The organism is Alloyangia mangrovi (assembly GCF_002300555.2).
Taxonomy (GTDB): domain Bacteria; phylum Pseudomonadota; class Alphaproteobacteria; order Rhodobacterales; family Rhodobacteraceae; genus Salipiger; species Salipiger mangrovi.
Genome location: NZ_NTHN02000021.1, coordinates 55,192 through 67,819 on the forward strand (window position 1 = coordinate 55,192; position 12,628 = coordinate 67,819).

12 protein-coding genes and 1 pseudogene are annotated in these 12,628 nt (G+C 66.8%); 8 read left to right on the plus strand and 5 right to left on the minus strand.

The annotated features are described in order from the left end of the window. Positions 1-6: 6 nt before the first annotated feature. Positions 7-651, plus strand: a complete 645-nt coding sequence (locus CLG85_RS13000; protein ID WP_095880638.1) for an LON peptidase substrate-binding domain-containing protein — start codon at positions 7-9, stop codon at positions 649-651. Beyond that, entirely contained in the window at positions 648-836 is a 189-nt protein-coding gene (locus tag CLG85_RS13005) for a Trm112 family protein (protein WP_095880631.1), read from the plus strand. The genes CLG85_RS13000 and CLG85_RS13005 overlap by 4 nt, the downstream gene beginning before the upstream one ends. A 97-nt stretch (positions 837-933) precedes the next feature. Here CLG85_RS13005 and CLG85_RS13010 read toward each other — a convergent pair whose 3' ends face one another. Continuing rightward, entirely contained in the window at positions 934-1,905 is a 972-nt protein-coding gene (locus CLG85_RS13010; protein ID WP_095880630.1) for a threonine ammonia-lyase, read from the minus strand. Between the two features lie 101 nt (positions 1,906-2,006). On the opposite strand from CLG85_RS13010, the gene CLG85_RS13015 reads away from it, so the two are divergent. The 3 genes from CLG85_RS13015 (at position 2,007) to rpsO (ending at position 3,980) form a co-directional block, all read left to right on the plus strand. After that, the gene (locus tag CLG85_RS13015; RefSeq protein WP_095880629.1) at positions 2,007-2,528 is read left to right on the plus strand and encodes a DUF1643 domain-containing protein; all 522 of its coding nucleotides are present in this window, start codon (positions 2,007-2,009) and stop codon (positions 2,526-2,528) included. 90 nt (positions 2,529-2,618) lie between these two features. Beyond that, a complete protein-coding gene (locus CLG85_RS13020; protein ID WP_095880628.1) occupies positions 2,619-3,557 on the plus strand; it encodes a calcium-binding protein in 939 nt (312 codons plus the stop codon). A gap of 153 nt (positions 3,558-3,710) precedes the next feature. Beyond that, positions 3,711-3,980, plus strand: a complete 270-nt coding sequence (rpsO, locus tag CLG85_RS13025; RefSeq protein ID WP_095880627.1) for a 30S ribosomal protein S15 — start codon at positions 3,711-3,713, stop codon at positions 3,978-3,980. A gap of 83 nt (positions 3,981-4,063) precedes the next feature. Here the strand turns inward: rpsO and CLG85_RS13030 are convergent, their stop codons facing one another. Continuing rightward, a complete protein-coding gene (locus CLG85_RS13030; RefSeq protein ID WP_176476458.1) occupies positions 4,064-4,585 on the minus strand; it encodes a DUF3280 domain-containing protein in 522 nt (173 codons plus the stop codon). 281 nt (positions 4,586-4,866) lie between these two features. Between CLG85_RS13030 and pnp the strand changes: the two genes are divergently transcribed. After that, positions 4,867-7,008 (plus strand): polyribonucleotide nucleotidyltransferase, encoded by a 2,142-nt coding sequence (gene pnp / locus CLG85_RS13035; RefSeq protein ID WP_095880625.1) that lies wholly within the window; start codon positions 4,867-4,869, stop codon positions 7,006-7,008. Positions 7,009-7,107: 99 nt separating this feature from the next. Here pnp and CLG85_RS13040 read toward each other — a convergent pair whose 3' ends face one another. Beyond that, positions 7,108-7,896 (minus strand): DUF2711 family protein, encoded by a 789-nt coding sequence (locus CLG85_RS13040; protein WP_235865282.1) that lies wholly within the window; start codon positions 7,894-7,896, stop codon positions 7,108-7,110. Between the two features lie 574 nt (positions 7,897-8,470). After that, positions 8,471-9,157, minus strand: a complete 687-nt coding sequence (locus CLG85_RS13045) for a response regulator transcription factor (protein WP_095880623.1) — start codon at positions 9,155-9,157, stop codon at positions 8,471-8,473. Positions 9,158-9,369: 212 nt separating this feature from the next. Between CLG85_RS13045 and ribA the strand changes: the two are divergent. Both ribA and CLG85_RS13055 read left to right on the plus strand, forming a co-directional pair. After that, positions 9,370-10,462, plus strand: a pseudogene (ribA, locus tag CLG85_RS27435) (GTP cyclohydrolase II). Further along, positions 10,459-11,001 (plus strand): L,D-transpeptidase family protein, encoded by a 543-nt coding sequence (locus CLG85_RS13055; protein ID WP_260349050.1) that lies wholly within the window; start codon positions 10,459-10,461, stop codon positions 10,999-11,001. The pseudogene ribA and the gene CLG85_RS13055 overlap by 4 nt, the downstream one beginning before the upstream one ends. Positions 11,002-11,070: 69 nt before the next feature. Here CLG85_RS13055 and argE read toward each other — a convergent pair whose 3' ends face one another. Next, on the minus strand, positions 11,071-12,234 hold the full coding sequence (argE, locus tag CLG85_RS13060; protein WP_224844072.1) for an acetylornithine deacetylase: 1,164 nt from the start codon (positions 12,232-12,234) through the stop codon (positions 11,071-11,073). Positions 12,235-12,628: the final 394 nt, after the last annotated feature.

A 12,628-nucleotide genomic window follows, 5' to 3' on the forward strand; every position in this document is an offset into this window, starting at 1 on the left:
CAGGTCATGGTGAGACGAACCGATCTTCCGGGAATGATCCCGGTCTTTCCGCTGCCCGGAGCCCTGCTGCTGCCGCGTTCGCGGCTACCGTTGCACATCTTCGAGCCGCGCTACCTGGCGATGCTCGACGATGCGCTGAAGACCGACGCACGGCTCATCGGCATGGTGCAGCCGGCGGCCAACGGCTCGGACGAGCGGCCTTCGCTGCAACGCATCGGCTGCGCCGGGCGGATCACCCAGTTCTCGGAGACCGAGGACGGGCGCTACATGATCACGCTCTCGGGCCTGTCGCGCTTCCGGGTGATGGAGGAAGTCGACGGCTTCACCCCCTACCGCCGCTGCAAGGTCAGCTGGGCGGGGTTCGAGCAGGACCTCGATCCGCATGCCGACAGCGACGACAGCTTTGACCGCGGGGCCTTCCTGAAGCTCCTCGACCGCTATTTCGACGCGCGCGGGCTCTCGGCCGACTGGGACACGCTGAAGGATGCCGAGGACGAGCTTCTGATCAACTCTCTGTCGATGCTGCTGGATTTCGCGCCCGAGGAAAAGCAGGCGCTGCTGGAGGCGCCGCGTCTGGGCTCGCGCCGCGAGACGCTGGTGACGCTGATAGAATTCGCCCTGCGCGGTGGAGAAGAGGACCTGATTCAATGAGCGAAGAGACATTCACCTTCGACCGCCGCATGCTCGAGGCGCTGGTCTGTCCGGTGACCCATGAGGTGCTGGACTACGACGCCGAGCATCAGGAGCTGGTCAGCAAGGGCGCGGGGCTGGCCTTCCCGATCCGAGATGGAATTCCAGTAATGCTGATCGACGAGGCGCGGCGGCTCGACGTCTGAGCGCAGAAGGGCGAGGGGCCAGCCCCTCGCGCTCCCCGGGATATTTCCGCCTAGAAGAAAGGGGCGCGGTCCGATGCGGGCCGCGCCTCTTGCTGTCTCAGATGTCGAGGGCGAGCGCGCGGGCGAGGATCGCCGCATCGACGTTGCCGCCGGAGACGGTGCAGATCACCGCGTCTCCCTCGATCTCGCCGCCGTGGAAGAGCGCCGCGGCAAGCGCCACGGCGCCGCCGGGTTCGGCGATGATCTTGAGATGACGCGCGGCGAGTTGCATGGCCTTCAGCGCCTCCTCCTCGGTGACGCTCAGTCCCGGCCCGCAGAGCCGCTGCATGATCGGGAAGGTGAGATTGCCCGGCTGCGGAGTGACGATGGCGTCGCAGATATTGCCGCCCATCGCTTCATTGCGCTGGATCATGCCCGCGGCCAGCGAGCGTTTCACGTCGTCGAACCCTTCGGGCTCGGCGGGGCGCACCCGAAGGCCGGGCGCCCTGGCCTCGAGCGCCAGCGCGATGCCCGAGGTCAGCCCGCCGCCGCCGCAGCAGACCAGTACGTCGGCCTCGGTCACGCCTTCCTCGCCAGCCTGCTCGGCGATTTCGAGCCCGCAAGTGCCCTGGCCGGCAATCACCTCGGGCTCGTCGAAGGGCTTGACCAGCGTCAGGCCACGCTCTGCCGCCAGCCGGGCGCCGAGCGCGTCGCGGTCTTCTTTCTCTCGGTCGTAGGGCACCACCTCGGCGCCGAGCCCCCTTGTGCCCGCGACCTTCGCGGCGGGGGCGTCGGCGGGCATGATGATCACCGCGGGCACGCCGAAGCCCTTCGCCGCCGCGGCGATGCCCTGCGCGTGGTTGCCCGAGGAAAAGGCGATGACCCCCTTGGCCCGCACGTCCGGATCAAGCGCCGAGAGGGCCGACCACGCGCCGCGGAACTTGAAGCTGCCGGTGTGCTGCAGGCATTCGGCCTTCACCAGCACGCGGCGCCCGGCGATCTCGTCGAGGAAGGGCGAAGAGAGCAGCGGCGTGCGGCGGGCGTGGCCTTGCAGCCGCCCGGCGGCGGCCTCGATGCGGGTGATGTCCATGGGGTATCCTTGGGCTGTAGGTGTCGGGGCGACCCTGTGTCGGGCCGAAGGGCAAGTCAACGGGCTTGCCAGTCCGCGGCGCGGGCAGCGAGACTGCGGGCATGATCGAGAGGCGGCACGAGGAGGGAGGCCTGCGCTCGCGGGCGCTCTACTCGCCCTGCGGGCGCTATCGCTACGGGCTGGAACGGCTCTGGCGCGAGGCGCCGGGACCCCTGCTGCTATGGGTCATGCTCAACCCCGCCCGGGCCGACGAGCGGCGCAATGATCCCACCATCGAGCGCTGTCAGCGGCGGGCGCTGGCGATGGGCTTCGGCGGCATGCGCATCGCCAACATTTTCGCCTTTCGCGCGCCGACGCCCGTCGGGCTCCGCCGGGCCGCGGACCCGGTGGGGCCGGAGAACGACGCGCTGCTGCTGCGCTGGCACGCCGAGGCAGGGATGACGCTGGCCGGCTGGGGAGTGCATGGCGCGCACTGGGGGCGCGGGGCGGAGATCGCGGCGCGACTGACCGGCGAGGTGCATGTGCTGGGGCTGACCCGGGACGGGCACCCGCGGCATCCGCTTTACGTTGCCTATAGCCAGAAGCCGCGGCTGTGGCAGCGGGGAGAGCCGGGGCCGGGCTGAAGCTGGGATTAACCCTCCGGGGCGATTGGCCGTGACGGGAATGTGCCTCCCGGGGCAGTATCCCGGCTTGGTGGATCGTGGAGGCGCGCCATGCTGATGCTGGCCGGATTGATGGGCATGGCGCTTCTGGGAACGCTGGCGGTCTTTGCCGTGCCGGAGGGCGAGGAGGAGACCGAGGGCGCGCAGATGGGGGCTGCCGACACCGCCGACAGCTTAGACACGAGTTTGGTTTCCGGGGCGGAGAACATCGGCAGCGCCCCGGTGCTCGGCACGCCGCTGACCGACCTGCTTGGCGGCGGCGCGGCGGATGAGTTCATCGAGGGTCTGCGGGGCGACGATGAGCTGCTCGGCGGCGCCGGCGCCGATACGATCCTCGGCGGGGCGGGCAATGACACGCTGCACGGCGAGGCCGGAGCGGATGTGCTGCGGGGCGGCGAGGGGGATGACCGGCTCTTCGCCCATGGCGGTGGAGACACGCTCGACGGCGGTGCGGGGGACGACGAGGCGCAGGGCGGGCTCGGTGCGGACCTCTTGCTCGGCGGCCCGGGACGCGATGCGCTGCTGGGCCGCGAGGGCGCCGATACACTGATCGGCGGCGATGGCGTGGACACGCTCTTTGGCGGCGGCGGGAACGATTTTCTGTCCGGTGTCACGCCGGGCGAGGGTGCTACAGATACGGACGGGACGGACTATCTCAACGGCGGCTCGGGCAAGGACGCGCTGTGGATCGGCCGCGGCGATGTGGCCAGCGGGGGCGCGGACGAGGACGACTTCTACCTTGGCGACTGGATCGACGGGGGCGAGTCAGCGGAGCTGGTGGATTTCGACCCGATGCAGGACCGGCTGATCGTGGTCTGGTCGGGCGACGCGGCACCGACGCTCGACCTGCGCGCCAGCGAGGAGGCGGCGGGGATGACCGAGATCCGCGCGGATGGCGAACTGCTCGCGCTTTTGCCCGAGGCGGATGCTCCGGGGCTGGAGAGTATCGCGCTGCTCGAGGCGTCACGCGCCGGCCCCATCGGCGCCTGAGGTGGTTGCGGCGGCCCGGAGAACTTCGGGCTTCCCATTGGCGCTGAATCGCCCTATACGCGCGCATCCGGCCATGCGGGCCGGAGCGCTCCAAGGGCCCTGCTGGACGACATCCCGGCTTGCGCCATCCCTCTAACCTTCAAGGAGACCCCGATGTCGATCACCGTTGAAGAAAAGAACCGCCTGATGAAGGAATTCGCAACCAAGGAAGGCGACACCGGTTCGCCCGAAGTTCAGGTTGCCATCCTCACCAGCCGCATCTCGACCCTGACCGAGCACTTCAAGACCCACAAGAAGGACAACCACTCCCGTCGTGGCCTTCTGAAGCTCGTGGCTCAGCGCCGCAAGCTGCTGGACTACCTGAAGGGCAAGGAAGAGGCACGTTACCTCGACCTGATCCAGCGCCTCGGCATCCGCCGCTGATCCGCTAAGGATACGGAATTCGCGACGCCCGCTCCTCTGGAGTGGGCGTTTTGCTTTTCCGGTGCAGCGGATGACGCGCGGATTCAGGGCAGGGCGTTCAGCCGCTCCTCGACGAGGAACCTCAGCCCGCGCTTCCAGGCGATGTCGGTGTTGCCGCGAATGTCGGTCTGGTAGAGCGCGACAATCTCTCCGCTCTCCGCGTCGCGCACCCGCACCACCACGGTCTGCACCAGCACCGACAGCTTCTGCACTGCGCCGGAGAAGCTGAGCTCAGCGCCTAGCTTGCGGGCCATCGCCGCCTCGCAATGGTTGCAGGTGAAGACCTCGCCATGCTTGCGCAGGTCCTCCGCCAGCGGGGCGGGATCGATTAGCCGGTAGCGGTGACTTTCCTCGAGCAGCTCGCGGAAATAGTCGGACAGCATCGCGATACGGGCATGCTCGGCCTCGTTGCGCGCGCCGTAGTCGACCTCCTGGCTGAAATTGATGAAGCTCATGTCGTGCACCACGACGGGCCGCGGCGTGCCGGCGCGGGCGGTCGGAGCCGCGATGCTGACCAACGCGATCGCGAAAGCGGCCCGCCGAACGACCTGGAGAAGAATGCGCATTCCGAGGTCCTTTCGTGAACCGGGCGGGTCGCAGCCTAGCATGGGTGGGGGGAAAACAGGGATCAGCCTTTCGGATCGCCTTTGGCGCGCTTTGGCCCGTGGCAGGGCGTCCACGCTTATCGCTTCCCAAAAGCCGGATTCTCATGTATGCGCGCCCCATCTGAGACGTGACGCCTTTGGCTCCCGGGCACATGCAAGAGGATAGGGAGCGGTGGCAATGGGGCCACCATGCAAACGGGAGACCCGGAGGGCCGGGAGTGCTCCCTTACAGGATACGCTACATGTTCAACGTTACGACGAAATCCATGCAGTGGGGCGAGGAAACCCTCACCCTCGAGACCGGCAAGGTCGCCCGTCAGGCAGACGGCACCGTCATCGCCACGCTCGGCGAGACCTCGGTCATGGCCAACGTGACCTTCGCGAAGGAACCGAAGCCGGGTCAGGATTTCTTCCCGCTGACCGTCCACTACCAGGAAAAATACTACGCCGCGGGCAAGGTGCCCGGTGGCTTCTTCAAGCGCGAGGCGCGTCCGACCGAGAAAGAGACGCTGACCGCACGCCTGATCGACCGTCCGATCCGTCCGCTCTTCGTCCCCGGCTTCAAGCATGAAGTGCTGGTGATGTGCACCGTGCTGTCGCACGATCTGGTCAACGACCCCGACGTCGTGGCGATGATCGCTGCCTCGGCGGCGCTGACCATCTCGGGCGTGCCCTTCATGGGCCCGATCGCCGGCTGCCGCGTCGGCTACACCGATGGCGAATACGTGCTGAACCCGACCGTCGACGACATGCAGGGGCTGCGCAACAACCCCGATCAGCGTCTCGACCTCGTCGTCGCCGGCACCAAGGACGCCGTGATGATGGTGGAATCGGAAGCCTACGAGCTGACCGAAGACGAGATGCTGGGCGCCGTCACCTTCGCGCACGCGCAGATCCAGCCGGTGATCGACCTGATCATCGACCTGGCCGAGGCTGCTGCGAAAGAGCCCTTCGACTTCCAGGCGCCCGACTACTCGGAGCTCTTCGAAGTGGTGAAAGGTCTTGGCGAAGCCAAGATGAAGGCCGCCTACGCGATCACCGACAAGCAGGCGCGCGTAGCCGCCGTGTCCGCCGCCAAGGAAGAGATCAAGGCACAGCTCACCGAAGAGCAGCTCGAAGATGCGAACCTCGGTTCGGCGATCAAGAAGCTCGAGTCGGTGGTCCTGCGCTCGGACGTGGTGAAGAACAAGCGCCGCATCGACGGTCGCGCGCTCGACCAGGTCCGTCCGATCGTGTCGGAAACCTCGGTTCTGCCGCGCACCCACGGCTCGTCGCTGTTCACCCGCGGTGAGACGCAGGCGCTGGTCGTGACCACGCTGGGCACCGGCGACGACGAGCAGATCATCGACGCGCTGCACGGCAACTTCCGCTCGAACTTCCTGCTGCACTACAACTTCCCGCCGTACTCGGTTGGTGAAGTGGGCCGCGTTGGCTCGCCGGGTCGCCGTGAAATCGGCCACGGCAAGCTGGCATGGCGCGCGCTGCAGGCCGTTCTGCCCGCACCGACCGACTTCCCCTACACCATCCGCGTGGTGTCCGAGATCACCGAGTCCAACGGCTCGTCCTCGATGGCCTCCGTCTGCGGCGGCTCGCTGTCGATGATGGATGCGGGCGTTCCGCTGAAGGCACCGGTGGCCGGCGTGGCCATGGGCCTCGTGCTGGAAGATGACGGTGAGTATGCGGTTCTGACCGACATCCTCGGCGACGAAGACCACCTCGGCGACATGGACTTCAAAGTTGCAGGCACCGAGAACGGCATCACCTCGCTGCAAATGGACATCAAGGTCGCGGGCATCACCCCCGAGATCATGAAGCAGGCTCTGGCACAGGCCAAGGACGGCCGGATGCACATCCTCGGCGAGATGGCCAAGGCGCTCACCGAGGCCGGTGAGTTCTCGGTCCACGCCCCGCGCATCGAGACCATGCAGATCCCGACCGACAAGATCCGTGAAGTGATCGGCTCGGGCGGCAAGGTGATCCGCGAGATCGTCGAAGTGTCGGGCGCCAAGGTCGATATCAACGACGATGGCGTGATCAAGATCGCCTCGGCCAACGGGGAAGCCATCCAGAAGGCCTACGACATGATCTACTCGATCGTGGCGGAGCCGGAAGAGGGCTCGATCTACAAAGGCAAGGTCGTGAAGATCGTCGACTTCGGCGCCTTCGTGAACTTCTTCGGCAAGCGCGACGGCCTCGTGCACGTCAGCCAGATCGAGAACCGCCGCCTGAACCATCCGTCGGATGTGCTGAAGGAAGGCCAGGAAGTCTACGTGAAGCTGCTTGGCTTCGACGATCGCGGCAAGGTGCGCCTCGCCATGAAGATGGTCGACCAGGAAACCGGCGAAGAGCTGGCAGCGGACAAGAAGGAAGAGACCGCGGAGTGATCCGCGGCCTCGGCCCTCGCTGAAATGCAGAAACGCCCCGGCCATTCGGTCGGGGCGTTTTCTATTGGGCAATCGCGGTGGCGCGCGTTGCACCCGGCATCAGTGCAGCAGAGCAGGCGCCCGCGGCTGATCCAGCACCAGGGACGAGGTTCCGGCCCCGGCCCAGAAACCCTCGAGGTGGCGTGCGGGGTCGGCTTTCTGGCGCATTTCGTCGGTGAGCGCCAGAAGGCCGGTCACCTGGTCCTGCGACCAGCTGATCAGCAGCCCCGGCGCCGAAATCGCCGAGATCGGAGCGTCCATCAGCGCCACCGGCGGCTCGTCGCGGTGGAAGGCCTCGACCGGGCATTCCAGCGAGGAGGTGCGGGTCTCGTCCCAGAGCGTGACCTCGTCGAGGCCGAGTGCCTCGAAATAGGGCACGAGCATCGGCTCGAGCACCAGCGGCAGCCAGTCCTCCTCGGGCTTGTAGAGCCCTTCCAGACGGCAGTGGCGCGCGATCCGCGAGACCAGCGTGGCGTCGAGATCCGGCGGCTCGGCCCCGATCACCCAGAGCCAGACCATGCGCGCGAAATGCCGGAAATCGCTGACCCCGAGCGCCTGGGCGATCATGTCCCAGCGGACCGCCTGACCGGTGGTCTTGATGATCTCGTCGAAGGCCTCGGGCGCCTGGTCGGGTTGCGGGCCGCCGAGGCTCTCGAGCAGCGCCTCCAGCTCCTGTGGCGTCGTCGCCTCGCTCCGCAGCGGCCCCCAAGCAGTGGTTTCCGGCGTGAAGCCGGGCACGCGGAAGAAGGGGTTGAGCACCACGAAGACATGATCGTAGTCGCGCATCCACCAATGCAGGAGCTGCGCGTTCATGTTCGGATGTTCGAGACGTCGGGGCGTGTCGGTCAAACTGAGTCCTTTCCGGCCGGAGCGCCGGGCTTCTATCATCTGGTGCGTCAACGGCAAGCTGCGGGGGGGATTCACCATGCATGGCGGGGGAATCTCACCCTCGTTCGTGCTTTTTTTAACGATTTTCTACGCAGATCAAAAGGGCAAGCCGTCGTACCACCACTCACGGTAAATACGCGACGAAGGTTTGGATGCGCTTCGGACCCCGAAGGGATTGGCGGGGTCCGAGGTGCAGGCAGCGAGCGGGTTGGCTCAGACTGACTTGTAAGCGATGTGTAAGTGACCAGATGGCCGGGGGCGGCCGAAAAGTGAATGGTCTGGCTTGCTCTGGACGAGCGGAGACACTCTGCTCCCGGCATTCCAAAAAAGAGGCCGGGCGCGTGGCCCGGCCCAGTCCAACAGGGAGGTGCATGTGATGACCCGCACATGCCACGGGAACTCATGAGGGACCTGACCGACAGGGAGTCCTATCCGAAAGGCTAGGTCAGAGTATCACCAAGTACAGTGTCAACCAATGGGCGAGCAGATCACGATTGGCGGAAAACCGCTATGACGTGACATTTCCGCCGATTCGTCAGGCAACAAGTCGATAACCCCCGGATTCCGTGACCAAAATGCGTGCGTTCGAGGGATCGGGTTCGATTTTCTGCCGCAGTCGATAGATGTGCGTCTCGAGCGTGTGGGTCGTGACGCCGGCGTTGTAGCCCCAGACCTCGTGCAGCAGAATTTCGCGCGGGACCACGCCTTCGGTCGAGCGGTAGAGGAACTTGAGAATGTTCGTTTCTTTCTCGGTGAGGCGGATCTTGCGGTCGTCCTCGGTCACCAGAAGCTTCATCGACGGCTTGAAGGTGTAAGGGCCGACGGTGAAGACCGCATCCTCGGATTGCTCGTGCTGGCGCAGCTGGGCGCGGATACGAGCCAGCAGCACCGGGAATTTGAAAGGCTTGGTGACATAGTCGTTGGCACCCGCGTCGAGGCCGAGGATCGTGTCGGCATCGGTGTCATGGCCGGTCAGCATGAGGATCGGCGATTTGACCCCCTGCTTGCGCATCAACTTGCACAGCTCGCGGCCGTCGGTGTCGGGCAGGCCGACGTCGAGGATCAGCAGGTCGTAGACCTGCTCCTTCACACGCGCCATGGCGGCGGCTCCGGTCTCGGCCTCGAACACCTCGAAATCCTCGGTCATGACCAGCTGCTCGGCCAGCGCCTCGCGCAGGTCGTCATCGTCGTCCACCAGAAGGATGTTCTTGATCTGGGCCATCTGCCTCTCCGTCGTGCCGTCTCTGTCTTGCTGGATCACATGTAAGCGTAAGGGGGGGACAAACAAGTTTTGCTGCAGGGTTCTCACGCTCTCGTGTTGCGGGGCGGCTTTTGTTACAGCAATGAAGCTGCTTTGTTTCAGCGCCTTCCCGGGTCGGCTGGCCCGGGTGTACCATCCGCCACGCTTGCCGCGGCCCAGACAGGAAGACGCCCATGTCCCTCGCGCCCGATCTCGGAGAATTGCTCGCCCGTGCCCGCGCCGACCTGCGCATGGGGGTGCCGGTGGTGCTGAAGGCGCAGACGGGCGGCGCTTTGGTGATCGCGGCCGAGACGGTCTCGGCAGCGCGGCTGGCGGTGCTGCGGGCGCTGCCGGGCGCGCTTGATCTGACCATCACCGCGCGCCGGGCCGAAACGCTGAAGGCGCGCGCCTATGACGGCGATCTGGCGCGGCTGATCCTGCCGGACGATGCGGGGCTCGACTGGGTGCAGTCGATCGCCGATCCGGCGGATGATCTGGCCAAGCCGATGAAGGGTCCGCTGGCCAGCCGCCGGGGGGGGCGACACCGGGCTGCACCGGCTGGCGATCACCCTCGTGAAGTCGGCACGGCTGCTGCCCGCGGCGCTGATCCTGCCGCTGGACGATCCCGAGGGCTTTGCAGAGGGCGAGATGCTGACCATGGTCGAGGCCGACCCGGCCGGGCCCTACATGCTGACGCTGGCGCGGCTCGACCACGTGGTCTCGGCCAAGGTGCCGCTGCGCGCGGCGCAGAACGCCCGGCTGCATATCTTCCGGCCCGAGGACGGCTCGGACGAGCATTATGCCATCGAGATCGGCCGGCCCGACCGCTCCAAGCCGGTGCTCTCGCGGCTCCATTCGGCCTGTTTCACCGGCGATCTCCTGGGCTCGCTGAAATGCGACTGCGGCCCGCAGCTCAACGCCGCGCTGGCGCAGATGGGCGAGGAAGGGGCAGGGGTCCTGCTCTATCTCAACCAGGAGGGGCGCGGCATCGGGCTGGCCAACAAGATGCGGGCCTACGCGCTGCAGGACCAAGGCTTCGATACGGTCGAGGCGAACCACCGGCTGGGTTTCGAGGATGACGAGCGCGACTTCCGCCTCGGCGCCGAGATCCTGCGCAAGATGGGCTTCGGCGCGGTGCGGCTGCTGACCAACAACCCCAGCAAGATGGCGATGATGGAGCGCTGCGGCATCACCGTCGCCGAGCGCGTGCCGCTGAAGGTCGGGCTCAACGCCTATAACGAGCGCTACCTCGCCACCAAGGCCGAGAAGTCGGGGCACCTGCTATGAGCGCGGCGACGGTGCGCGTGGGGCCGAGCGATCTGGTGCTGACCCGCACCGGCCTGCGGTTCGCGGGGCGGACATGGCCCTGTGTCATCGGTCGCGGTGGGGTGCGCTTGGGCAAGCGAGAAGGTGACGGCGCGACGCCGATCGGTGTGCACCGGGTGGTCGCAATGCTCTACCGGCCCGACCGCATGGCGCGGCCCGCCTTCTGGGCCGAGCCGATCGGGCTGCGCGACCTCTGGTGCGACGACAGTGGCTCTCCGGCCTACAACCAGCTGGTGCGCGCGCCCTTCGCGCCGAGCCACGAGACCATGCGCCGGGCCGACCCGCTCTACGATCTGGTGCTGATCACCGACTGGAACTGGCCCGAGGCCGAGCCGGGTCGCGGCTCGGCGATCTTCCTGCACCAATGGCGGCGACCGGGCTATCCGACGGCGGGCTGCGTCGGCTTCGCGCCCGGCGACCTGCGCGAGATCGCCGGGCGAATGCTGCCCGGCGCGCGGCTGGTGGTGCCGGAGCCGCTCGACGGCTGGCGCGCGGGCTGAGAGGGCAGGAGCGGGGGTTTCACACCCCCGCACCCCCGTGGGATATTTTCACCTAGAAGAAGCGGCGGGTCAGGCCGCGAGGCTGTGGGCGATGCCCTCGAGCAGGCCGAGGCATTGCGCCAGCTGGCCGCGGGTGACGAATTCGTCGGGCTTGTGGGCCTGGGCGATCTCGCCCGGGCCGCAGACCACCACCGACAGGCCCATCTGCTGGAACAGCCCGGCCTCGGTGCCGAAGGGCACCACGTCGGCGGCGTTGATTCCGGTGAGGCGGGAAATGAGGTCGCGGGCGTCGTTGTCTTCCATCGGCATCAGCCCCGCGACCTCGCCGATCACCTCTGTGGTGATCGCCGCCTCGGGGTGGATGGCGCGCATGGCGGGCAGCAGCTCGTGTTCGATGCAATGGGCCAGCGCCTCCTTGACGAACTCGGCGTCGCCGGGCTGTACCGGGCGCATCTCCCAGTCGATCTCGGCCTTGCCGGGGATGACGTTATGCGCGGCGCCGCCCGACAGGCGGCCGACGTTCACCGTGGTCCAGGGTGGGTCGAAACGGCTGCTGCGCGGCGCGCGGGCCTTGAGTGCCTCGGCCATTTCCATCAGCCTCTGGGTGTAGCGCAGCGCGTAGAGCACGGCGTTCACGCCGCGGTCCGGGGCGGAGCCGTGGCCCTCGAGCCCCGAGAAGCGCGTGGTATATTCGCAGCAGCCCTTGTGCCCCTCGATCAGCCGCATGCCGGTGGGCTCGCCGATGATCGCCATGCGCGGCGCGTAGCCGCGACGCTGCAGTTCGGGCACCAGCGCCCGGGCGCCGAGGCAGCCGACCTCCTCGTCATGGGTGAAACACAGGTGCAGCGGGCGGCGCAGGGTCATCTTCGAGACCGGCTCGGCCAACGCCAGCGCGGCGGCGATGAAACCCTTCATGTCGCAGGTGCCGCGGCCATAGAGGTGATCGTCGCGCGCCACCAGGGCAAAGGGATCGCTGCTCCAGTCCTGGTCGGTCACCGGCACCACGTCGGAATGGCCCGAGAGCACCACGCCGCCGGGGATGTCCGGGCCGAGCGTGGCGAACATGTTTGCCTTGGTGCCGGTCGCGTCGCGGAAGAGCTCGACCTTGGCGCCGAGGTGCTCGAGGTAATCTCCCATCATGGCCATCATCGCGAGATTGCTCTCGCTCGAGACCGTCGGGCAGGCGATGAGGTGCTTCAGGTGCTCCTCGGTGGCGGGCAGAAGATGGCTCATGACCGAAGGCTTAGCAGGGACGGGCGGTTGGTCAAACCTCTTGCCGCGCGGGACGTCGATGGCGTGCATGAGCGCAATGGGTCTGGACCGGGCGCGTTTCAAGGAAGGGACACGTCCAATTGCGCTCTTTGCCCGCAATGGCGGGCGAAGCTGGCGCATTTCTCCGCGTTTGCTCTTGAAATGTGCGGTTGCGGGGTCGTTGAGCCGGGTCGGATGCCGATTCTGCGGTGATTTTCATCAAAATGCAGGTTCAGACGCGCCTGATAACGCAGGGGAAACCCAAGGAGATCGGCCTGCAGAAGAATGTGTCATGACGATTTTTCACCGCGAAGGGCCGCATTTGTGCCCGATGGTTCTGCAAAGCCGCGAATCTTTTCGCCTTCGCGGCAACACG

Coding starts and splice junctions, on each gene's coding strand:
- pnp (WP_095880625.1), top strand. CDS start 4,867: ATGTTCAACGTTACGACGAAATCCATGCAGTGGGGCGAGGAAACCCTC.
- CLG85_RS13000 (WP_095880638.1), top strand. CDS start 7: ATGGTGAGACGAACCGATCTTCCGGGAATGATCCCGGTCTTTCCGCTG.
- CLG85_RS13020 (WP_095880628.1), top strand. CDS start 2,619: ATGCTGATGCTGGCCGGATTGATGGGCATGGCGCTTCTGGGAACGCTG.
- CLG85_RS13045 (WP_095880623.1), bottom strand. CDS start 9,157: ATGGCCCAGATCAAGAACATCCTTCTGGTGGACGACGATGACGACCTG.
- CLG85_RS13015 (WP_095880629.1), top strand. CDS start 2,007: ATGATCGAGAGGCGGCACGAGGAGGGAGGCCTGCGCTCGCGGGCGCTC.
- rpsO (WP_095880627.1), top strand. CDS start 3,711: ATGTCGATCACCGTTGAAGAAAAGAACCGCCTGATGAAGGAATTCGCA.
- argE (WP_224844072.1), bottom strand. CDS start 12,234: ATGAGCCATCTTCTGCCCGCCACCGAGGAGCACCTGAAGCACCTCATC.
- CLG85_RS13030 (WP_176476458.1), bottom strand. CDS start 4,585: ATGCGCATTCTTCTCCAGGTCGTTCGGCGGGCCGCTTTCGCGATCGCG.
- CLG85_RS13005 (WP_095880631.1), top strand. CDS start 648: ATGAGCGAAGAGACATTCACCTTCGACCGCCGCATGCTCGAGGCGCTG.
- CLG85_RS13055 (WP_260349050.1), top strand. CDS start 10,459: ATGAGCGCGGCGACGGTGCGCGTGGGGCCGAGCGATCTGGTGCTGACC.
- CLG85_RS13010 (WP_095880630.1), bottom strand. CDS start 1,905: ATGGACATCACCCGCATCGAGGCCGCCGCCGGGCGGCTGCAAGGCCAC.